This window comes from Mesorhizobium sp. L103C131B0 (assembly GCF_000502275.1).
Lineage (GTDB): Bacteria > Pseudomonadota > Alphaproteobacteria > Rhizobiales > Rhizobiaceae > Mesorhizobium.
In genome coordinates this window covers 1-20694 of record NZ_AYXC01000009.1, presented here as the reverse complement: position 1 = coordinate 20694, position 20694 = coordinate 1, and the positions used below count along the sequence as shown (strand labels likewise).

Annotated in this window: 21 protein-coding genes and 1 tRNA gene; 16 read left to right on the top strand and 6 right to left on the bottom strand. The window is 63.5% G+C overall.

The window, feature by feature from the left end:
• Positions 1 to 11: 11 nt before the first annotated feature.
• Together X730_RS148325 and X730_RS148330 are read right to left on the bottom strand one after the other, a co-directional pair.
• Positions 12 to 314: an urease subunit gamma gene (locus X730_RS148325; protein WP_023732691.1), complete on the bottom strand. Its 303-nt coding sequence runs from the start codon at positions 312 to 314 to the stop codon at positions 12 to 14.
• Positions 315 to 344: 30 nt separating this feature from the next.
• Positions 345 to 1166: an urease accessory protein UreD gene (locus X730_RS148330; protein ID WP_155922459.1), complete on the bottom strand. Its 822-nt coding sequence runs from the start codon at positions 1164 to 1166 to the stop codon at positions 345 to 347.
• A 235-nt stretch (positions 1167 to 1401) separates the two neighbouring features.
• Here X730_RS148330 and X730_RS148335 point away from each other — a divergent pair, with 235 nt between their 5' ends.
• From X730_RS148335 to X730_RS148345, 3 genes are all read left to right on the top strand, one after another.
• Positions 1402 to 1656, top strand: coding sequence for an acyl carrier protein (locus tag X730_RS148335; RefSeq protein WP_023671226.1), 255 nt, complete (start codon positions 1402 to 1404; stop codon positions 1654 to 1656).
• A 5-nt stretch (positions 1657 to 1661) separates the two neighbouring features.
• On the top strand, positions 1662 to 2870 hold the full coding sequence (locus tag X730_RS148340; protein ID WP_023671225.1) for a beta-ketoacyl-[acyl-carrier-protein] synthase family protein: 1209 nt from the start codon (positions 1662 to 1664) through the stop codon (positions 2868 to 2870).
• Positions 2871 to 3022: 152 nt separating this feature from the next.
• The gene (locus X730_RS148345) at positions 3023 to 3727 is read left to right on the top strand and encodes a glutathione S-transferase N-terminal domain-containing protein (RefSeq protein ID WP_023671224.1); all 705 of its coding nucleotides are present in this window, start codon (positions 3023 to 3025) and stop codon (positions 3725 to 3727) included.
• Positions 3728 to 3752: 25 nt separating this feature from the next.
• On the opposite strand, the gene X730_RS148350 is transcribed toward X730_RS148345, so the two are convergent.
• The 4 genes from X730_RS148350 to X730_RS0133920 form a co-directional block, all read right to left on the bottom strand.
• A complete protein-coding gene (locus tag X730_RS148350; protein ID WP_023671223.1) occupies positions 3753 to 4124 on the bottom strand; it encodes a hypothetical protein in 372 nt (123 codons plus the stop codon).
• Positions 4125 to 4209: 85 nt separating this feature from the next.
• A complete protein-coding gene (locus X730_RS148355; protein WP_023714519.1) occupies positions 4210 to 4830 on the bottom strand; it encodes a nucleoside triphosphate hydrolase in 621 nt (206 codons plus the stop codon).
• Between the two features lie 268 nt (positions 4831 to 5098).
• Positions 5099 to 6190: a hypothetical protein gene (locus X730_RS148360; RefSeq protein WP_023826617.1), complete on the bottom strand. Its 1092-nt coding sequence runs from the start codon at positions 6188 to 6190 to the stop codon at positions 5099 to 5101.
• Between the two features lie 236 nt (positions 6191 to 6426).
• Positions 6427 to 8238, bottom strand: coding sequence for a chemotaxis protein (locus tag X730_RS0133920; RefSeq protein WP_031197072.1), 1812 nt, complete (start codon positions 8236 to 8238; stop codon positions 6427 to 6429).
• 249 nt (positions 8239 to 8487) lie between these two features.
• Between X730_RS0133920 and X730_RS148365 the strand changes: the two genes are divergently transcribed.
• The 13 genes from X730_RS148365 to X730_RS148425 form a co-directional block, all read left to right on the top strand.
• Positions 8488 to 9456, top strand: coding sequence for a D-alanyl-D-alanine carboxypeptidase family protein (locus X730_RS148365; protein WP_023689149.1), 969 nt, complete (start codon positions 8488 to 8490; stop codon positions 9454 to 9456).
• Positions 9457 to 9885: 429 nt separating this feature from the next.
• Positions 9886 to 10788 carry a DUF1003 domain-containing protein gene (locus X730_RS148370; protein WP_023703727.1) on the top strand — a complete coding sequence of 301 codons (903 nt, stop codon included), beginning with the start codon at positions 9886 to 9888 and terminating at the stop codon, positions 10786 to 10788.
• Between the two features lie 162 nt (positions 10789 to 10950).
• Positions 10951 to 11027 (top strand) — tRNA-Arg (locus tag X730_RS148375).
• 297 nt (positions 11028 to 11324) lie between these two features.
• Entirely contained in the window at positions 11325 to 11558 is a 234-nt protein-coding gene (locus X730_RS148380; protein WP_023822906.1) for an acylphosphatase, read from the top strand.
• 157 nt (positions 11559 to 11715) lie between these two features.
• Entirely contained in the window at positions 11716 to 12369 is a 654-nt protein-coding gene (locus X730_RS148385; RefSeq protein ID WP_023714514.1) for a Rieske 2Fe-2S domain-containing protein, read from the top strand.
• Positions 12366 to 13211, top strand: coding sequence for an aromatic ring-hydroxylating dioxygenase subunit alpha (locus X730_RS148390; protein ID WP_023699367.1), 846 nt, complete (start codon positions 12366 to 12368; stop codon positions 13209 to 13211). The genes X730_RS148385 and X730_RS148390 overlap by 4 nt, the downstream gene beginning before the upstream one ends.
• On the top strand, positions 13208 to 13867 hold the full coding sequence (locus X730_RS148395; RefSeq protein ID WP_023699368.1) for a glutathione S-transferase family protein: 660 nt from the start codon (positions 13208 to 13210) through the stop codon (positions 13865 to 13867). The genes X730_RS148390 and X730_RS148395 overlap by 4 nt, the downstream gene beginning before the upstream one ends.
• A 1-nt stretch (position 13868) precedes the next feature.
• Positions 13869 to 15248 (top strand): amidohydrolase, encoded by a 1380-nt coding sequence (locus tag X730_RS148400; protein WP_023689144.1) that lies wholly within the window; start codon positions 13869 to 13871, stop codon positions 15246 to 15248.
• Positions 15249 to 15274: 26 nt separating this feature from the next.
• Positions 15275 to 16372, top strand: a complete 1098-nt coding sequence (locus X730_RS148405) for a BMP family ABC transporter substrate-binding protein (protein WP_196813867.1) — start codon at positions 15275 to 15277, stop codon at positions 16370 to 16372.
• 3 nt (positions 16373 to 16375) lie between these two features.
• On the top strand, positions 16376 to 17899 hold the full coding sequence (locus X730_RS148410; RefSeq protein ID WP_023826615.1) for an ABC transporter ATP-binding protein: 1524 nt from the start codon (positions 16376 to 16378) through the stop codon (positions 17897 to 17899).
• Complete coding sequence (locus X730_RS148415; protein ID WP_023734808.1) at positions 17896 to 18996, top strand: ABC transporter permease; 1101 nt, start codon at positions 17896 to 17898, stop codon at positions 18994 to 18996. Before X730_RS148410 ends, X730_RS148415 begins: the two co-directional genes overlap by 4 nt.
• Complete coding sequence (locus X730_RS148420) at positions 18993 to 19904, top strand: ABC transporter permease (protein WP_023734807.1); 912 nt, start codon at positions 18993 to 18995, stop codon at positions 19902 to 19904. Before X730_RS148415 ends, X730_RS148420 begins: the two co-directional genes overlap by 4 nt.
• A gap of 545 nt (positions 19905 to 20449) precedes the next feature.
• Positions 20450 to 20694, top strand: a 245-nt coding sequence (locus X730_RS148425) for a hypothetical protein (protein ID WP_032910105.1), incomplete at its 3' end; no start/stop codon positions are given.

Below are 20694 nucleotides of genomic sequence, written 5' to 3'. Positions count from 1 at the left end.
CGTTTTTCTCCTCACCTGATCGGTTCGTGAACGGTCACCAGCTTGGTGCCGTCGGGAAAGGTCGCCTCGACCTGCACGTCGTGGATCATCTCGGCGATGCCTTCCATCACCTGCGCGCGGGTGATGACATGGGCGCCGGCGTCCATCAGTTCGGCGACCGGGCGGCCGTCGCGGGCGCCCTCGACGACGAAATCGGTGATCAGCGCGATCGCTTCGGGGTGATTGAGCTTGACGCCGCGTTCCAGCCGCTTGCGCGCCACGATCGCCGCCATGGCGATGAGCAGCTTGTCCTTTTCACGCGGCGTCAGGTTCATGCGCTTTCCTGGATTTGGCCTGGATTTGGCTCAGAGTGACCATAATTTGGGCAGACCCGCCCGCCCGTTGAGCAGTTCGACGAGCGGAACCAGCCGCTTGCGCAGCTGATAGCCGTCCTCGGCAAACAGCCTCGCAAGAAGCTTGCCAGATTTCTTGACGCTCCAGGCGCTGGCATCGCCATCGGCGCCGATGATGTCGCGGGCCGGATCGAGCAAGGCTTCGGCCTGCGGCGAAACCATCAGCAGCGTCGCTGCGGCAATGGCGCCGCCGGCGACCGCCGGGCGGCCAAGTGCCGCCGCGATAGCCGGCCCGATGCGGAAATCCTCGGCATGAACGAGCGCACCATCCTGACGGACACGCCAACGGTCGTGGAAATGGCCGTGCGCGGCCTCTTCGCCCATGGCGAGGCGGCCGAATATGGTGGCTTCAAGCAGCAATGCCTCGGCGCCTGCGGCAAGCTCGACCTCGAGCGTGCGGGCAAAGGCCGAGCGGTCGAAGACGATGGTTTCCTGGGGCAGCCAGGCGATACGCCCGCCCGCGCCGACGCTGAGCTTCACCCGAACTTCGGCGCGGTCGCTAGCGGCACGATAGATCTTTTCGCAGGCCTGGGTGGTTATCGAGGCGGAGGCACCTGGCCCGACATCGATTTCCCAGCCGAGCCGATCGCCGCCGGTCAGACCGCCGGCGGTGTTGATGAGCACGGCTTCGAGCGGATCGGCCGCAACGGCCGGCATGCGGATTTTGGCCGAGCCGTCCTGATAGAGGCGCAAAAGCCGGGTGCGTCCATCCCTGACGCCGCACGCAAGCCGGGCCGCCCCGGCCGCGCGCTGGGCCGGAAGAGCTGGGATCAAGACATGCTGCAACGTATCCACGGCGCTAACGTTAAGCACTCCCGGCGCTTTGTCGATATGGTGCTTGTTGATATAGCTTGTTGCTTGACAGCGTTTCCGTTTCTATAGAGGGAGCCTCTTTGGAACGGTCATGCTGCGCCTGGCGGGTTTTTGAAGGCGACGGCGATTTCAGTCCAGGCAACAGGGGCGCCAACCAATCGGCACCGCGACGTTATAAAATTGGGGAAGGAATCGAATGGCTGACGAGCTGGCAACGGAAATCATCGCCAAGATCAGGGCACATGCGGAGCCCGGTGGCGAAGAGATCACCACCAATACGGAATTGACCGCGCTTGGCATCCATTCCCTGGAACTGACCGAGATCATCTTCGATCTCGAGGAGCAGTACGGCATCGAGATCGAGATGAACACGGTCGATGCCTGGAGCAATCTCAAGAATGTCGGCGATATGGTTGAGGCTGTTCGCGCGCTGATTGCGAAAAAAGCCTGAGCTGAATGCAAAAGCGCGTCGTCATTACCGGCATCGGCGGCATATGCGGGCTCGGCGCCAATGCGCCTGCAATCTGGAACGAAATGCGGGCCGGCCGATCGGCCATCGGTCAAATCAGCAATCCCGGTTTGCATGATTTGAAGGTCAAGGTCGGCTGCGAAATCAAGACGCTGCCCGATCATGGCATCAGCCACAAGCAGACCGTGTCGATGGACCGCTTCAGCCTTTTGGCGACGATTGCCGCGCGCGAAGCCATGCAGCATGCCGGCCTGACATCGACTGAAGCAACCACCTACCGGATGGGCGCGGTTGTCGGCGTCGGCGTCTGCGGCTGGGAGGCGATCGAGGAGAACTATCGCGCCATCCTGGTCGACGGCAAGAACCGGGCCGGCATCTTCACCGTGCCGAAAGTGATGCCGAGTGCGGCATCCGGCCATGTCAGCATGAATCTCGGCCTGCGCGGGCCGGTGTTCGGCGTCACTTCGGCCTGCTCCTCGTCCAATCACGCCTTTGCCTCGGCGGTCGACCAGATCCGGCTCGGCCGCGCCGATGTCATGGTCGCCGGCGGCACCGACGCGCCGCTGCTTTGGGGCATCCTGAAGGGCTGGGAGGCCCTGCGGGTGCTGGCGCCCGATACCTGCCGGCCGTTCTCGGCCGATCGCCAAGGCCTGTCGCTCGGCGAAGGTGCTGGAATGGCGGTGCTGGAAACGTATGAACACGCCATGGCGCGCGGCGCGACCATTCTGGCCGAATTTGCTGGAGCCGGCCTTTCCGCCGACGCTTCCGATATCGTCGCGCCGACTGTCGAGGGACCGACGGCGGCGATGCGCGCCTGCCTGGCGGACGCCGGGCTCAATCCCGAGGACGTCGACTATCTCAACGCCCACGGCACCGGCACCAAGGCCAACGACCAGATCGAGACGGCGGCAATCAAGCGCGTCTTCGGCGACCATGCCTATAAGCTGTCGGTGTCGTCGACCAAGTCGATGCATGCCCATTGCCTCGGCGCCTCGGGCGGCCTGGAAATGATCGCCTGCGTGATGGCGATCCGCGAAGGCATCGTGCCGCCGACGGCCAATTTCCGGCAGGCCGACCCCGACTGCGATCTCGACATCACGCCGAATGTGGCGCGCGAGCGCAAGGTGCGCGCGGCGATCAGCAACGGTTTTGCCTTCGGCGGCACCAATGCCGTGGTGGCGTTCAAGGCGGTCTGACGGCAAGCGACTGGCCTGAGCGACTGGCCCTGAATGACTGCGAAGACGGTGTGTGCACCTTCGACCGGTTGATCGGCAAAGAAGCCGAGGATAATCCTTCGCAACTCGCCAGACGGCGCGATACCGCGCCAAATTCCCGACCGGAGCTTTCGATGACCGACCTGTCCGCCTTTCCGATCACCAAGCGCTGGCCGGCCAGCCACCCCGACCGCCTGCAGCTCTATTCCGCGACGACGCCGAATGGGGTGAAAGTCTCGATCGCGCTGGAAGAACTCGGCCTCCCCTACGAGGCGCATCTGGTGGATATCGGCAAGGACCAGAGCTGGACGCCGGAATTCCTGTCGCTGAACCCGAACGGCAAGATACCCGCGATCATCGACCCCGACGGGCCGGGCGGCAGGCCATTCGGCCTGTTCGAATCCGGCGCCATCCTGCTCTACCTCACCGACAAGACCGGCAAGCTGATCCCTGCCGATCCGGCGCGGCGCTACGAGACCATCCAATGGGTGTTCTTCCAGATGGCGGCGATCGGGCCGATTTTCGGACAGGTCGGGTTTTTCAACAAATTCGCCGGACGCGAGATCGCCGACAAGCGGCCGCTGGATCGCTACCGCAATGAATCGCGGCGGCTGATCGGGGTGCTGGAGACGCGGCTGAAGGGTCGAACCTGGATCATGGACGACGACTATACCATCGCCGACATTTCGATGCTGGGCTGGGTGCGCAATCTGATCGGCTTCTACGAGGCGCGCGAACTCGTCGGCTTCGACGACTTCCCCACCGTCGCGGCATGGCTGGAGCGCGGGCTGGCGCGGCCCGCGGTGCAGCGCGGCCTGACCATTCCCGCCAGGAATTGACCTCGGCCAGCCGAAGCAGCCGGGTCTATTTCGCCTTGGCCTTGCTTTTCGAGCCGCCCTTGCCGATGACGGACGCAGCGAGCGACGCGGCGCCCCTGGCTGTCGCCGCCACCGCACCCGCGGCGACATTGGCGGTCGCCTTGACCGTGCGCATGGCCCCGCCGGCCATCGAGCCGCGGCTTGCCGGCTTCTTGGGTTTGGCGGTTTTCGCCGCCACCTTCGCCGTCGCGACCGGTTCTACCTTCTTTGGCGCCGCTTTGCCGAAAGCCGGCTTTGCGTCCTTGGACCGCTCGGCGATCGCCGGGCCGGCGCCTGCCTTGGCCTGCGTGGCCTTTGCCTGCCTGGCTTTGGGTTGAGCGGTCTTGCTCTTGGCGGGTGTTTTTGCCTTGGTTGCCATCTGACGGTTCCCTCACGGCGGCACGATTGCCGATGAGAGATAACGACCTGAAAGTCTTAAGGTTCCCGTTCCGAAGTCCAGCGAACTATGCGGGATCGCCAACAACCAGGTCGGCGGACCTGCGACGGCCGAGCACGCGATCGATGTTGGGCATGTCGTTGGAAGCGATCCAGGCGCGGGCGTCTTCGTCGGAGCGGCCATGCTCGTGCCAGCGCACCAGAAGGCGGCGCTCGAGTTCGGCCCGCGGCACATCGACAAAGATGGTGAAGTCGAACAGCGGCGCCAGCCGCGACCACGGCTCCTCGTCGAGCAGGAGGTAATTGCCTTCGACCAGGATGAACTTGGTCTCGGCGGCAACGATGGAGGCGGCGGCGCGCGACAATTCCATGCTGCGGTCGAACACCGGAATGGCGATGTCTGGCTCGCCCGAACGGATGCGCTTCAACAGCGTCTCAAAGCCGGCGAAGTCGAAAGTCTCCGGCGCGCCCTTTCTTGGCCGCAGGCCGCGCTGGTCGAGCACGATGTCGTCATAGTGGAAGCCGTCCATCGGCACGACTTCAGCCGCGCCCTCCGGCAGCAGATCATGCAGCCCGGTCGAGAGCGTCGACTTGCCGGCGCCGGGCGGGCCGGCAATGGCGACGATGAAGCGTTTCGCCTTGCCGGCGCGCTTGAAGATGGTGGCGGCGAGATGGGCGATTTCGGACATTGGGCGCTTCCAGCTATGCTTTGCATCTTGTCGGCAGTTCGAGGAAATTTCAAACCGCGATTTGGGCAATCTCACGACATCCGCCACGTCAGCGCTGCCCCTCGTCGCCCTGCCGGTGTCCAGCCGATAGATGGGTAACACTTCTCCCCCAATGCGTCCGCCGCAGCGCCAAGCAGATTGGTTGGCGCGGCGGTGCGGCGGACAAGCTCCATGTGCCGTGTGTCGAGATGCCGGCAGGCAGGTGAGGGGCAGGGCCAGCGTTCGAAAATCAGCCGGGCTGGCCGATCCGCAGGAAATCGCTGTCGAACCTGACATCGCGGGTCGAACCATCGGCTCCGGTGAGACGCATGTGACCTGAGGCTGTCCCGATATCGCGCGGCGGCTCGCCGCTCGTGAGCGGCAGCGTGCCGATGACATGGCGGAAGGAGACTTCGCCGCCGAGGGTAAAAGCGGTCGCGACCCCTTCGCGCTTCAGCCAATTGTCGCCGATCGATGCGGCATGGCCGATGGCGGCGCGGCCGTCCTCGATGCCGAGCACGCCGCGATGGCGGCTGCTCCACGGCGCGTAGTCGCGGCCGCCATTGCTGAACCACAGCATGGTGACCGGCAGCTCCGCCGGGTTCTTCAGCACCAGCACCAGATCCTGTTCGGCCCGGCGCGCCAGCGCCGTCCAGCCCGGACCGCCATGATCGGCTTCGACCAGGGTGATGAAATCCTCGCGCTCATCCTCCATGTGGTAGTCGGTGAGATCGAGCGTGCCGCCGCCAGTGGCTGGAAAGCGCGTCAGATCGGTCGAGCGGGCGGGATAGGAAAGCTTGAAGCGACCGCGGGCCGGATCGGGCTCCAGCGGTGCGTCCAGTGTCCCGGCAAAGCGCTTCGGCGAAAAGGCCAGCCGGCCGCCATCGCGCATCGCCGCCATCGGATGGTGGGCGGCGGAGACAGCGCCGGAACCGCCGGAAAAGACATGCTCCTGATAGAGAAAGGGATGACTGTTGCGGAGCGTGAAGATCTTGTCGACCGTCGCGCCCATCACCGTGCGGCGCAACCGGAAGACGGCCCGCCAGCCGTCGGATGTCGCTTCGCTGGCGGTGACATCCCAGGCGCTGTTGGCCGGCCAGCCATGCAGCGGTGCGGCCTCGATGTCGCTGGCCGAAAACGGTGCGCATAGGAAATCGCCCGACAGCCGCACCGTGCCTTGAGGCAGATCCGGCGGCAGCGTCTCGCCGGCATCGATCCAGGGCGCGCGGTGCAGCGGCTTCAGCTGGCGGCCATCGCTGTCGACCGTCATGTCGGCGATATGGCCGACAGTGAGATCGAGCGTGACCGAAATGCCCTTTGCCTTGATCGTGACCGTATCCATCCGCGCACCTGCTGATTCTGATGGCAGCGAACAAACCCGCTCCGCGAGGGATGCGCAAGCACAGCGACCGGCATTTTGCATCAGGGCGATTTTTACCCTCCCCCTTGTGGGGAGGGTCGGCGAGCGATCGGAGCGAAGCGGAGATCGATCGACGGGGTGGGGGTAGCGCCCTACGAGGACCCCCACCCCGATCCGCTACGCGGATCGACCCTCCCCACATGGGGGAGGGTGGGCGCCTACTGCCGCTTATACTCGCGCACCGGCGACTTGGTGCCATCGGTGTAGGTGACCTGCACCGCCATCGATGTCACGTTCTCGGGGACCTTGAAGTAAGGCTGGTAGTCATAAGGAATGGCGTACGGGTCCTTCTTGTCGCAAGGCGGCAGCTTGATCTCCCTGTCGAGCGCCGTGCCGTTCAGGCTGTAGCGCACCTCCTTGATGCCGCAGCGGAACGACAGCATCTGGGAGAAATAGACCAGGCCGTGATTGCCGCTGGCGTCGAAGGCGATCCACGACGTCCAGAACTGGTCGAGGATCTGTTTGTTGCCCTGTTGCAGCGCTGCGTCCGGATCGAAACTTATGTTGAACGGCCCGGTCTCGCGGCCCCTGAGATCGAGATACTTGACCCCGATGGTGGTGGCCGTGGTGCTGTCGGGCAATTCGAAGCTCGGATTGGGCATCGGCTTGCCGGTGCGCTGGTCGTTCATCGCCATCAGCCCGGTGTCGGTGAACGGACCTGACACACCCATGCGCCAGGAAATGCCGGTCGCGGCCTCGGGCAGCGAGATGGAGATCGTCCAGCCGGCATTGGAGCGCATCGGCGTCAGCGTCGGGGCAAAGCGTGCTGGGTCGAGCACGTCGCCAAGCGCCGTCAGGCGGGTACGGCTGCGGTCGAGCCAGTCGGCGAGCTGCGTCTGGTCGACGAAATATTTGAGCAGCCCGCCTTCCTTTTCATAGGAGACGAACCTGGTCAGCGCCTCGGCCTCGCTGCGCTTGTCGGACAGCGACTGGACGCCGAGGCGATCCTCGGAAAACTCCTGCGCGAGCAGGTAATAGGCCGGTGCGAAATCCGGATTGGCGGCGATGAAGGCGTTGAGCTTGTCGAGACGCTGGGCATCGTCGAACTGCAGGATATGGACCAGCTTGATCGACAGCGCCTTGGCCTTGTCGGCCAGGGCGCCGAACACTTCGCGGGCGCCGGCCTTGCCGTCCTGCACGCGCAGCAGGGTGGCGAAGCGTGTGTAGGGATCGACGGCGTCGACGTCGAAACCGGCGAAAGCGAGATAGGAGCGCCGCGCATTCAGCATGTCGCCGGAAAGCTCGTAGACGCGGGCATTGTGATAGAATTCGTCCGGCCGCTTCGGCTCGGCGATCGTCCCGCCCTGCGCGGCCAATGCGGCAAAGCCCTTGGCGATGGTGTCGATCGAGGCGGCGATCTGCTCGGTGGTCGCCTGAAGCTTATCCGCCTGCTCGGCCTGTTTCTGCTGGCCGGCAGCGAGCGTTTCGGTCGTCTGCTTGACCGCCTCTACCGACTTTTGCGTCTGCGCGCCCTGCTCAGCCTGCTGCTGCTGGGTCGACGCAATTTCCTCGGTCATCTTCGCCACCGCGTCGGTCGATTGCTTGACCTGGTCGACCGCCAGCTTCGTCTCGGTTACCGTTTGCTCGATCCTGGCCACCCTGGCCGAGACGATGCCCATCTGCTGCTGCAACTGGGCGATGGCCGGCACCAGGCCGGCGATCACACCGTTCTGCGAATTGGACTGCTGCTGCAGGCCATAGACGCCGCCGGCGACGGCGGCAGCGCTGGTGGCAAAGATCAGCGCCGGCAGCGCCTTGGCGGCCAGCACCAGCCGCAGAACGATGGCAATGGCGATGACGGCGGCGGCAACCGAAGCGACCAGCGCGATATAGGCGGCGAACGGCGCCAGCGGATTGAGGATGTCGGATGCGGCGCCGCCGATGAAAGCGACGCTGCCGGCCCATTTGCCGGTGCGGCTGAGCGAAGCCCTGATAAGAGATGGCGCAGCCGCGCCGATGTCACCGGTCATTGTCAAATCCCCCAAGCAATTGCCGCCTCTATAGCAGCACCGCGACCCCGCAGGCAAAACAGGACAGGAAGCAGGCGATTTCGGGAGGTTGCCGTTTCAGCGCCGATGGTTGGCGAAGCCGAAGCGACATCTGATCTCCCCCCTTGCGGGGGAGATTGGCAGCGTCATCGGCAGCTCCGCCGTTAACCAAATGGACGAACAAAATGGGTTAGGCTAGGTTCCGGCCCTCTCAGCAACGCCGGACTTGACTTGCCAAATTTCCATTTCCCCTCCCCCGCCCAGAAATTTCTCGCAGCCCTCCTGCTGCTTGTCTTCGTGGCCGGCTGCAGCACCACCGCACCGCCCGACAGCGTGCTGGCGGTGCCGGCGCCGCAGGAGAAATATGCGGCCATCGTCGTCGATGCCGGCAGTGGCAAAACGCTGTTCGAAGTCAGTTCGAGGGCGCAACGCTATCCGGCGTCGCTGACCAAGATGATGACGCTGTACCTGCTGTTCGAGGCGCTGGAGTCCGGCCGCGTCTCGAAGGAAACGCAGATTCCGGTCTCCGACAATGCCGCCCGGCAGCCGCCGACCAAATTGCGCTTCAAGCGCGGCGAGAGCATCGATGTCGATTCGGCGATCCGGGCGATCGTGGTCAAGTCGGCCAATGACGTGGCGGTGGCGGTGGGCGAATATCTCGGCGGCTCGGAGGACCAGTTCGCCGCCATGATGACGTCCAAGGCGCGCCAGATCGGCATGAGCAGCACCGTCTTCCGCAATGCCTCCGGCCTGCCCGACGATGGCCAGCACACATCGGCGCGCGACATGGCGACGCTGGGGATGGCGCTGCGCGCCCGCTTCCCGCAGCAGTTCCACTATTTCTCCGAAAGCGACTTCATGTTCCGCGGCCGGCTGGTGCGCGGCCACAACGACATGCTCGGCCGGGTGCGCGGCGTCGACGGCATCAAGACCGGCTATATCAGGGCATCCGGTTACAATATCGTCACGTCCTACAATGCCGACGGCCGGCATCTGATCGTGGTGGTGATGGGCGCCGACAGCGCTAGGCAGCGCAACGACCATGTCGAAGCGCTGATCCAGCGCAGTCTGTCGCCCGCCATGGCCGATACGAAGACGCGGCTGATGTTTGCGGGAGATCAGCCGGCCGCGTCGCCCGGCCTGCCGCCGCCTGGTTTGCCGGCGCAGGGGTCGCAGTTGCCTGGTTTACCGCCGCAATAGAACCCGTCGTTGGGTGGAGGAACTCTGAAACGCCGGCGGGACAGCACCCCCCTCTGGCCTGCCGGCCATCTCCCCCTCAAGTGGGGAGATTAGCAGCTTCGGCGTCTCGCCTCTTTTTCGTGTTTGGCGAAGCCATGGCGACATCTGATCTCCCCCCTTGAGGGGGAGATGTCCGGCAGGACAGAGGGGGGTCGTGAAGGATCGCTGCCTCATCTTAACTCTGCAGCAGGCGCGACCTCCGTCGGCAACAGCACTTCGGCGGTCTGGTTGCCGAGCAGCAGGCGAGCGAGGCCCCGGGGGGCTGCGCTGCCACAGGCAATTGCAGCAGGCATTCATCACAAGCATGCACAAGCCCCCAATCTTCACCGCCACAGTGGCTATGCCGCCTCGCCTTGGCGTATCGTGGGCGCGACAGCAGGAGCCGGCATCATGAGCCCAAAACCATCCGAACAGGCCGACAATGAAAACGACAGCGGCGGCGAGTATTTCGAGGCGCCGCCCGCCCACGACGCCGAACTGGTTGCCGACGAGGCGCTGGAAGCGCCCGATGTGCCGGACTCCGAACCCCATGGCCGCCTGAAGCCGAAGCGAAAACCGTCGGCGATATCAGGTAGAAAGTTTCGCAAGCGTGACCTGGTGCGCATCGACGACCTCAGGCCGAGCCTGGCCGACCGCATCCGCTCCGATCATCCCGACCTGCCGCGCGGCGCCCGCATCAGCCGGGAGGAGCTCGGCCGTTACCGCATGCGCTACATGGAGGAGCTGCTGCAGCAGGAGCATGGCGAATTCTCCGAGCTCGACCGCCAGGTGGTCGAATCGATCGCCAGGCAGGACACGATTTCGGAAAACTCGGAAGAGGAGTTCGAGGAGCACCGCTCGTTCGCCGACCGCGTCTCCGACAACATGGCGGCTTTCGGCGGCAGCTGGTGGTTCCTGATCTCGTTCGGCAGCGTGCTTGCGGTGTGGATCGGCATCAATTTGATCGCGGGCGTGAGCAGCGCCTTCGACCCCTACCCCTTCATCCTGCTCAACCTGCTGCTCTCCTGTATCGCCGCCATCCAGGCGCCGATCATCATGATGAGCCAGAGACGGACGGAGGCCAAGGACCGCCTGCGCTCGTTCAACGACTACCGGGTGAACCTGAAAGCCGAGCTGGAAGTGCGCCATTTGCACGAAAAGCTCGACTATCTGATCTCGCGCCAATGGACGCGGCTGGCCGAAATGCAGCAGATGCAGCTGGATGCGATGCACGAACTGACCGGCGCGAAGAAGGCGAAGCGGGCGCCGCGCAGGGTGCGCAGGCGGGTGGCGAAGGTGGAGGTGGCGGGGTGAGTCCCGGGCTGAGGCTGCAGGGCGGACGCGAAGTTGCCAAGCCGCGCGACGTGGCTTCGAAAATATCGCCACGCCAATTGCCCGTTGAAGCCCGGCGCGGCTTCCGCTAAGAAGCCGTGGCTGGCCGGCCTATCGGCTGGTTCGTTTTCAGGTTCCTTGAAGGCACCCGTAGCTCAGCTGGATAGAGCGCTGCCCTCCGAAGGCAGAGGTCACAGGTTCGAATCCTGTCGGGTGCGCCAATCTACCGATGTATTACAATAGCTCAGATAACCCTAAAGCGCGTCACGCTGAACGGATCCATGCGACCCGCTTGAAGTCTTTGTTTTAATGCATGTCGTTGTCCCAGAACCGCGGCTCACTTCTGGGCGACATGCATGAGTGCCCGGTGTAGGCATGGGCGATCAGTCCATATTCGGCGTCATGGCGCGTCGATTACCACTTCCGCCCGTTCAGTCAGACGCTATGCTGCCGACCATGACACCAAGGCGCGCGTTCCGTTCGTGATGAAGCAAAGTCAACACCGCTTGCATGAGCGGATGACCATTCGCGGCCACCTCGAACCCGCGTCCTTCCTGCCCTGGATCATGCGCCATGCGGCCAAGCTCGGTCTCGCGCACCACATCGCTCATGCAAGCACCGATCGCATCGAACTCGATATTGCCGGTGCGGCGGAACTGATCGACATGATGGAGATGGGATGTTCGCTTGGGCCCATTGAAGTCTGGGTCGAGACGGTCGACCGCGCGCCTGTCGAGCAAAAAAACATATAGCTTTGCGTGTGGTTACCCTCCGTTTGCACTTAATTTAATCAATATTGCAATTGCGAAATAATTATGCATACGTCAGCCGCATCGAGCGGTTCGCCAACTCCTTGCGCCGGCATCTCTCTGGTCGGGAAACAGTAGTATCAGTACGGAAAGTAAGGTCATGCTGTCCGACAAGACGGACACCTGGGTGCCGGTCGCCCTTACCCAGGATCTGCCAACAGGACAGGTAATGCCGGCGCGGACGCCCGCCGGTCCCATTGCCCTCTGGCGAAGCCAATCGGGGCGCTTGGCGGCATCGGCGGATCGCTGTCCGCATCGCGGCATGCGCCTCTCCCATGGCTTCGTGCGCGGCGAGGCGCTCTCCTGCATCTATCACGGCTGGACCTATTCGCAGGCCGGTCAGTGCCTGCGCATTCCTGCCCATCCCAGCCTCACGCCGCCGGAGACGATTCGCGTTGCGACCCGGTTGGTCGAAGAGGCCGGCGGGATCATCTGGGTCGCTGATGGAGAGCCTGATGGCAACCCACCCCTTTTTGAGGGTTACGTGCCGCTCCGTTCATTGACGGCCCGTGCCGGACATTCGGCGCTCTCGGTCGCTGCCGGTACGAAGGCCACCGTTGAAGGATACGTCTGGCAGGCACCCGGCGCGCCGGCAATTCGCCTGCTGCCTATCCCGCGGGAAGCCGGCGAGACGCTGATCCACGTCCTTGTTCCAGCCGATTGCGATGCGTCCGAGCGCATCGCCGCCTCGCGAGCCGCCGAGAGCCTTCGGCGCATGGCCGAAGGGATCGAGGCGAAAGGGGCTGTGCCATGATCGACGATGCGATGCGCGACGAATGGTATCCGGTCGGGCTTTTCAGCCGGCTCGACCGCTATGGGCGCGAGACCACCCTGATGGACGAGCGGATCAAGGTTGCGCTCGACGCCAATGGCGCGGCGAAAGTGACAGGCGAAAACGGGCGCGTGCTGCCGGTTTCGGTGCGCTATGGCCATATCTGGTCGTCGCTCGGCGAACCGAAGAAACCGGTCTTTCCGATTCCCGAGGCAGACCAGCCCGGGCGCCGCTTCGTCGATGTCGGCGTGGTGCGGGTGCGCTGCTCGCCGCTCCGCGCCGTCGAGAACTTCCTCGACATCGCACACTTCCCCTTCGTCCATACCGACATCCTCGGCTCGGAGCCACATACCGAGGTCGAAAACTACAAGGTCGATATCCGCGAGGAAGAGGATGAGGTCTGGGCGACCCAGGTGAAGTTCTACCAGCCGCAGGCGGCGAAATCCGCGAGCGGAGGTATCACGACGGAATACATGTACCGCGTGCCGGCTCCGACCTGCTCAGTCCTCTACAAGACCTGCCCGCCGCGCCCGGGCGAATGGGATGTGATTGCGCTATTCGTCCAGCCGCTTGCCGAGGATCTCTGCGACGTCTGGCCGTGGATGGCGCTTTTTGATGACGAGACGCCACAGACCGACCTCATCCATTTCCAGCAGACGATTTTCCTGCAGGACCGCTCGATCCTCGAAAACCAGATCCCGCGTCTTTTGCCGCTCGATCCCGGCATGGAAATCCCGACGCGCGCCGACCTGACCTCGGTCGCCTATCGCCGCTGGCTGAAGCGCCACAATTATACCTACGGCGCGCAATTGGTGGCACAATGAAGCTTTACGACTACATCCTCTCCCCAAGTTGCTACAAGGTGCGCCTGATGGCGACGCTGTCAGGTGTGAAGCTCGAAATCCGCCCGGTCGACTTCCATCCCGGCGCCGAGCATCGTGGCCCCGAGCTTATGGCGCTTAATCCGGGAGGCTCCATCCCGATCCTTGAAGACGGCGACCTGATCCTGACCGAGTCTTCCGCCATGCTTGGCTATCTCGCCGCGAAGGCAGCACCGGCCTGGCTCGGCAGCGGCGCCCCCGAGGAGACGGCGCGCATCCAGCAATGGCTTTCCTTCTCGCACAGGCTGACCGCCAACCTCGGCGGCGCGCGCCTGCATGAGATGCTGCTGCGTCCCGGTGACATCGGTGCGCTTCAGGCCAATGGCATAGCGGCACTACGTGAGCTGGAAGCCGGCCTCTTCGAACAAAAAATGCGTGGCGATCGGTTTCTCGCATCCGACCGGCCGACGATTGCCGACATTGCTTGCTTTCCCTACGTCGCGCTCGCGCCCGACGGCGGCGTTTCCCTCGATCCGTATCCCACGATCCGGCTCTGGTCGCGAGCGCTCCGCAGCCTCGACAATTTCATCGAAATGCCCGGTATCCACCGGCTGCACGAGTTGAAGCCCGAACCGCGACCCATGCTGGACGAGGCGTGAGGTGACCGGCTATCTCCTGAAGAATTGCGCAGCGGTCATCACCGACGAGGGCAGGGGTCCGAGCGTCCGGCGCAATGTCGATGTGCTGACGAATGGCCCGCAGATCGAGGCAATCGGGCAAGGCCTGCACAGAAGCGAGTTGCCGGCCGGTACTATCGTGCAGGACGCCGACGGCTGGTTCGTCTATCCCGGCCTCGTCAACACGCACCATCACTTCTTTCAGTGCTTTGTGCGCAACCGTGCCGAACTCGACTGGACGAAGCTGTCGGTCATCGAATGGCTCGACCGGATCTATCCGATCTTCTCCCGGCTCAACGAGGATTGTTTCTACCACGCCTCGATCACGGCGATGGCAGAGATGATAAAGCACGGTTGCACGACGGCCTTCGACCACCAGTACAATTTTCCGCGCCATGCCGGAAAACGGCTCATCGACCGGCAGTTCGAAGCGGCCGATCTTCTCGGCATGCGTTTCCATGCCGGCCGCGGCGGCAACACGCTGCCAAAATCGGAAGGCTCGACCATTCCAGACGAGATGCTGGAGACCACGGACGAATTCATTGCCGACTGCGCACGCCTCATCGACACTTATCACGACACCAGTCCCTTCAGCATGCGTCAGGTCGTGGTCGCTCCCTGCCAGCCGGTCAACTGCTACCGCGAGACCTTCGTGGAATCGGTTTCGCTGGCGCGTGATCGCGGGGTGCGGATGCACACCCATGTCGGCGAGGGCGAAAGCCCGATCATCGAGGCCCGCCATGGCATGCGTACGGTGGACTATCTCGAGGACCTCGGATTTGCCGGCCGAGACACTTTCTATGCCCATTGCTGGGAGCTGACGCATGACGAACTGCGGCTGATGGCGGCGAGCGGCACCGGTGTCTCGCATTGCCCTGAGCCGGTCTATCTGGTGGGCGCGGAGGTGACTGATATTCCCGCCATGTCCGCCTTTGGCCTGCGCGTCGGTCTCGGCTGCGACGGTGCTGCCTCGAACGACAATTCCAACCTCATGCACTGCATCCATTCCGCCTACATGCTGCAATGCCTGGCGGCCTCGACGCGCGCTCATCCCGTGCCTGCGCCGGTCGATTTCCTCGGCTATGCGACAACGGGCGGGGCCGCGCTTCTGGGCCGCAATGACATCGGCCGACTGTCGCCCGGCATGGCCGCCGACCTCTTCGCGATCGACACGCGCCGCATGGATTATGTCGGCACGCGCCACGATCCATTGAGCCTGATCGCCAAGGTCGGTATCGGCATGCCCACCGACATGACCATGATCAACGGCCGCATCGTCTGGGAGAAGGGTGCGTTTACCGGGCTGAACGAGGCCCGGCTTGCTGCGGACGCGGAAGCCGCCTTTGCCGCGGTGGAATTCTAACAACTTAAGACAGGGGAACTGACATGCTGAACTATCTGACCCGCAGAACTCTGATGAAGGGCCTTGCCGCGACAGGGCTTGCCGGCGCGCTTGGCAGCCGTCCCGCCTTTGCGGCCGACGAGCCGCTCGGTATCACGCTCGTGCTCCCGTCGCCGGTCGGCGATGTCGGCTGGGGCCATGCGCTCGCCGCCGGCCTCGAGCCGGTCAAGGCCGCCTACGGCGACAAGGTGAAGATCACCGTCATCGAGAACATCGCCGAAGGGCCGGACGCCGACCGGATCATGAACAAGACCGTCGCCGACGGTAACAAGTTCCTGATCGCCGGCTCATTCGGCTACCAGAATGGTGCACTACAGATCGCCCGCCGCGATCCTGGGGTCACCGTGCTGCATGCCTCCGGCTTCCAGACCGCGCCGAATTTCTCGCCCTTCGCGGCGAAGTATTTCCAGGGCACTTACCTGCTCGGCATAGCCGCCGCAGCTCTTTCCAAGACCGGCAAGCTCGGCTCCGTCTCGGCCTTCGCCATTCCGGAGCTGATCACCTCGATCAACGCATTCACGCTCGGCGCACAGACTGTAAATCCCGATGTCGAGGTATCGGTCGTCTGGGTGAACTCCTGGTTCGACCCGGCCAAGGAACAGGAAGCCGCCAAGGCGCTGATGGCACAGAACTGCGACGTGATCTTCTCGAACGCGCAGGACACACCCTCCGTGATCTCGGCCTGCGAGGAGGCTGGCGTCTATGCGTTCAACCTCAATTCGTCGATGAAGAAATATGCACCGAAGAAATATCTCGGCTGCATCGCGACGGACTGGTCGCCCTTCTTCAAGGCTTCCGTGGATGCCCATCTCGCCGGAACTTTCAAGGGCGCCAACACCTTCCTCGGCGTCGCGGAAAAGGTGGTGGAGGTCGTGGACTGGAACTCAGATATCCCAGCCGACACGATGACGAAGATCAAGGAAGTGGCGGCGAGGATCGCCGACGGCAGCTTCTCGCCCTTCACAGGTCCAATCACCAAGGCCGACGGCAGCGAAGCCGCCGCCGCCGGTGCGACGATAGCGGATCCCGAGATCGTCGCGATGGACTGGCACGTCAAGGGTGTCACCACACCACTGCCGAAGTAAGTCATGACCCCGCCCCTTCTGTCGCTCCGCGGCATCTCGAAGAGCTACGGCCAGATCCGGGCTAACGAAGCCATCGATCTGGACGTGGCGCCCCAATCGATCCATGCGATCCTCGGGGAGAATGGGGCGGGCAAATCGACGCTGATGAAGCTCATCTATGGCGTTGAACAGCCGGACGAAGGCACCGTCGTCTGGAACGGAGAGCCTCTGCGCCTTGCCTCGCCGGCTGAGGCACGGCGCAGGGGCATCGGCATGGTCTTTCAGCATTTCTCGCTGTTCGAGACGCTGACTGTCGTCGAGAACATCCAGCTCGTCGTCCCCGGCGGCAAGGCGGAGCTGGCCGGGCGCATCCGCAGCCTCGGCCAGGATTTTGGCCTTGAAGTAGATCCTCTCGCCGATGTGCACGCGCTCTCGGTCGGCGAACGGCAGCGGGTGGAGATCATCCGCTGCCTGATGACGGACCCGAAGCTGCTCATTCTCGACGAGCCGACCTCGGTCTTGCCGCCGCAGGCGGTGAAGAAGCTGTTCGACACGCTCAGGCGCCTTCGCGACCGCGGCGTGTCCATCCTGTTCATCTCCCACAAACTGGAGGAAATTCGCACGATCTGTGACCAGGCGACGGTCTTGCGTGGAGGGCGCGTTATCGGCACCGTCGACCCGCGCGACTATGATGCGCACGACCTCGCCCGGATGATGATCGGCCGCGACATGCCCGAGGTGATGCCCGCGTTGGCCATGCCCGAGGGGGAGAAGCGGCTGGAAATAATCGACATGGACTACACGCCGGACGACCCCTTTGCCACGCCGCTCTCCGGCATCAGCCTCACGGTACGATCAGGCGAGATCCTTGGCATAGCCGGAATATCGGGCAATGGCCAAGGCGAGCTTGCCGCGCTCATCTCGGGCGAAGCGATGCTGCTGAAGGAACAACGCGACCGGATCTACATGATGGGCCGCGACGTAGGCACACTCGATGCGGCCGCGCGCAGGAGATTTGGCTTCGCCTTCGTGCCCGAAGACCGGCTGGGACGCGGCGCGGTCCCTGAAATGTCGCTCGTGCTCAACACCGTTCTTACCGCCCATCCTTTCGATCTCGTGAGGCGCGGCCTCATCAACAGCGCCGGAGCGACGGCTTTCACCAGCGAATGCATCCGTCGGTACGACGTCCGCGCCTCCGGCCCGGATGCCGAAGCGGGCTCGCTGTCCGGCGGCAACTTGCAGAAATTCATCGTCGGTCGCGAGATGATGCTGTCGCCAAAACTGCTTTTCGTGGCGCAGCCGACCTGGGGTGTAGACATTGGCGCTGCATCCGCCATCAGAAGGCGGCTCATCGCGTTGCGCAACCTGGGCGTGGCGATCCTCGTAATTTCCGAGGAACTCGAGGAACTTTTCGAACTCTGCGATTTGATCCAGGTGCTCCATCATGGAATGCTGAGTCCGCCTCTGGTCACGCGGGACACGCGCCCCGAAGACATCGGCAGATACATGATAGGAGCACATGCCTCGCCAGAGAAGGTTCCTGCATGAGCGTTTGGGCCGCGCCGTTCCTCCCCGCGCTCGTCCGCCGGGAGCATGCCTCGCTCGTCGCGGCCATGCTGGCCCCGGCTGTCGCGCTTGGCATGGCGATCATCCTCAATCTGGGCCTTTATGTGCTGATAGGCCGAGATCCGGCGGCCGTCCTGTACGCGATGCTTCTCGAGCCGTTCCTCTCCTGGGCATCGTTTGCGGAGGTGCTGCTGAAGGCGGGGCCCCTTCTCCTCATTGCTCAGGGGCTGGCGATCGGTTTCCGCGCAAAAGTGTTCAACATCGGCGCGGAGGGCCAGTTTATCCTGGGCGCTATTTTCGCCTCGGCGATCCCCGTCTGGTTTCCGCAGGCGACCGGGCAGTGGATCTGGCCGCTGATGCTGCTTCTCGGTGCCCTCGGCGGTGCACTTTGGGCATCTATCACCGCCTTCTGGCGCGTCAGGCTCAATGCGAACGAGATCCTGGTCTCCTTGATGCTGAGCCTCGTTGCGGCGCAAGTCCTCAACTACCTGCTGCTCGGCCCATGGAAGGACCCGGCCGGCTTCAATTTCCCACAATCCGTCATGTTTCAGAACGACGCGATGGTGCCGACCCTGATCACCGGTACCCGCGTCAACGTCTCGCTGCTCATCACACTTGCGCTCTCGCTGGTGGCCTGGGTTTTCATGCAGCGAAGCTTCATGGGGTATAAGCTCAAGGTCGGCGGCCTTGCCCCGCGCGCGGCCGGTTACGCCGGCTTCAGCGAAGGGCGTGCGATTTGGCTGTCGCTTCTGATCGGTGGCATGGCGGCGGGACTGGCAGGCGCGGCGGAAGTCGCGGGTCCGCTCGGCCAGCTGCAGCGCTCGATCTCGACCGGCTACGGTTATGCGGCCATCATTGTCGCCTATCTCGGCGGCTTGCATCCAGTCGGCATCATCTTTTCCGCGCTCTTTATGGCTGTCCTCTATATCGGCGGCGACAATGCGATGGTGTCGGCAAACCTGCCGATCGCCGCCGTCCGCGTCTTCCAAGGCAGCTTGCTGCTCGCCTATCTCGGCGCTGTGGCCTTCGTGCGCTACCGCATCGAGTGGCGCCGCCCCCATCACCTGAGCCAGCCATGAACGCCGTCGAGTTCATTATTTCGGGCATGCTCGCAGCGGCAACCCCCTTTCTCCTTGCCGCACTCGGCGAGTTGGTGGTCGAGCGCGCCGGTGTTCTTAACCTCGGCGTAGAGGGCCTGATGGCCCTCGGCGCGGTGCTCGCGTTCATCGTCGTCTACCACGGCGGTGGACACCTGCTGGGGTTCGTTGCCGCCGGCCTCGGTAGCGCCGTCCTGTCCCTCGTCTTTGCAGTGCTGGCACTCGGATTCCGGGCAAACCAGGTCGCGACAGGCCTTGCGATCGGCATTCTCGGCCAAGGCCTTTCGGCGCTGTTCGGCAAAAGCTACGAGAGCTTGACGGTGAAGGGGCTCCCGAAACTTGTCTTTCCCGGCCTCTCGGAAATCCCGGTAGTCGGCAGGCTGTTTGTCCAGGACGTCGTCGTATGGCTTTCCCTTGCCGTGACGTTTGCGATCTGGGCGATGTTTGCCTATACGAGAGTCGGCCTTGTCGTGAGGGCAATCGGCGAGAATCCCAAGGCAGCCCACGCCATCGGCTATCCGGTCATCGCTATCCGTGTCGCGGCCATAGCTTTTGGTGGCATGATGGCGGGTTTTGCCGGCGCCTATGCGGCGGCGGTGTACACGCCCCTTTGGGCGGACGGTATGATTGCCGGACGTGGCTGGATCGCGATCGCACTCGTTGTCTTTGGTACGTGGCTCGCTGGCCGCATCTTCCTGGGTGCCTGCCTCTTCGGCGCGGTTTCGCTGATGAGCCTCGCCGCCCAGGCGACCGGTCTGGACTTGCCATCGCAACTGCTTTCCAGCCTTCCCTATCTCGTTACGATCGTCGTGCTCGGTGTCATCTCGGCGGACCGCCGCTTGCTCAGGCTGAACGGTGTCGCCTCGCTTGGCGAACCCTTCGAACGTTAGCCGGGATGAAAGTGGATTTGCGAAACTCGGCGTAAGTTGAAGAGATTCGAAACGCCAGCGGACGATCGCCATCCGATCCAAAGGGCAGAAACGCCAAACGGGGCGAAGGTATGCCCGCAAGGGTAGCGCTGACGCCGTCGACTGCGAGCAGCGGAACGATGTGACGCACAACGCGCCCGACATCGGTGGAGATCGTCGCGGGTTTCTTGGGTCGTCCCCTTTCCCCAGCACGAGCCCATTCTCGAGGGTCCATTCTCCACCGCAGCCTAGGGAAGCGGCTTCGCAAGACGGCCTGAGGCATGCGCCCGGCAAATTCCCGCATGCGAGCACTCGTCCTGCCTGTCTAAGGTTCCGAGTCTAACCGCAAATCCTCGATTTTTTCCGCCAATTCCAAAATATATATTCCGATCGCCGCAAGCAGCCATAACAACGATTTCCAATACTACCTATTCTCGCAGAAACTAAAAACGCTACACTCGCGTAATCATATTGGTAACGGATGCTGTTCAACCTGCGTACAGGCAACCAACACGGGGAGCGTCATTATGGATTTCTTTAAAAGTTTAACAAAGGCCTTGGCCGGTGGCGCTGTTGCCGTGGCTTTGTGCTTTCCGGCTGGCGCGGGCGGGCTCAGTGTAGGCATCGGCGGCAGCGGTGGGGTGGGCGTCTCGGTCGGCGGCAGTGGCGGCGGGCTTGGCGTCGGCGTCTCGGTCGGCGGCAGCAAGGGCGCCAATGTCGGCGCAACGGTCGGCGGCACCAGCGGCACCACCGCCAGTGTCGGCGCTACGGT

Bases quoted from the DNA above. Each gene is read 5' to 3' on its own strand.
- X730_RS148325 (WP_023732691.1), bottom strand. From the start codon at position 314: ATGAACCTGACGCCGCGTGAAAAGGACAAGCTGCTCATCGCCATGGCG.
- X730_RS148335 (WP_023671226.1), top strand. From the start codon at position 1,402: ATGGCTGACGAGCTGGCAACGGAAATCATCGCCAAGATCAGGGCACAT.
- X730_RS148340 (WP_023671225.1), top strand. From the start codon at position 1,662: ATGCAAAAGCGCGTCGTCATTACCGGCATCGGCGGCATATGCGGGCTC.
- X730_RS148345 (WP_023671224.1), top strand. From the start codon at position 3,023: ATGACCGACCTGTCCGCCTTTCCGATCACCAAGCGCTGGCCGGCCAGC.
- X730_RS148350 (WP_023671223.1), bottom strand. From the start codon at position 4,124: ATGGCAACCAAGGCAAAAACACCCGCCAAGAGCAAGACCGCTCAACCC.
- X730_RS148355 (WP_023714519.1), bottom strand. From the start codon at position 4,830: ATGTCCGAAATCGCCCATCTCGCCGCCACCATCTTCAAGCGCGCCGGC.
- X730_RS148360 (WP_023826617.1), bottom strand. From the start codon at position 6,190: ATGGATACGGTCACGATCAAGGCAAAGGGCATTTCGGTCACGCTCGAT.
- X730_RS0133920 (WP_031197072.1), bottom strand. From the start codon at position 8,238: ATGACCGGTGACATCGGCGCGGCTGCGCCATCTCTTATCAGGGCTTCG.
- X730_RS148370 (WP_023703727.1), top strand. From the start codon at position 9,886: ATGAGCCCAAAACCATCCGAACAGGCCGACAATGAAAACGACAGCGGC.
- X730_RS148380 (WP_023822906.1), top strand. From the start codon at position 11,325: ATGACCATTCGCGGCCACCTCGAACCCGCGTCCTTCCTGCCCTGGATC.
- X730_RS148385 (WP_023714514.1), top strand. From the start codon at position 11,716: ATGCTGTCCGACAAGACGGACACCTGGGTGCCGGTCGCCCTTACCCAG.
- X730_RS148390 (WP_023699367.1), top strand. From the start codon at position 12,366: ATGATCGACGATGCGATGCGCGACGAATGGTATCCGGTCGGGCTTTTC.
- X730_RS148395 (WP_023699368.1), top strand. From the start codon at position 13,208: ATGAAGCTTTACGACTACATCCTCTCCCCAAGTTGCTACAAGGTGCGC.
- X730_RS148410 (WP_023826615.1), top strand. From the start codon at position 16,376: ATGACCCCGCCCCTTCTGTCGCTCCGCGGCATCTCGAAGAGCTACGGC.
- X730_RS148415 (WP_023734808.1), top strand. From the start codon at position 17,896: ATGAGCGTTTGGGCCGCGCCGTTCCTCCCCGCGCTCGTCCGCCGGGAG.
- X730_RS148420 (WP_023734807.1), top strand. From the start codon at position 18,993: ATGAACGCCGTCGAGTTCATTATTTCGGGCATGCTCGCAGCGGCAACC.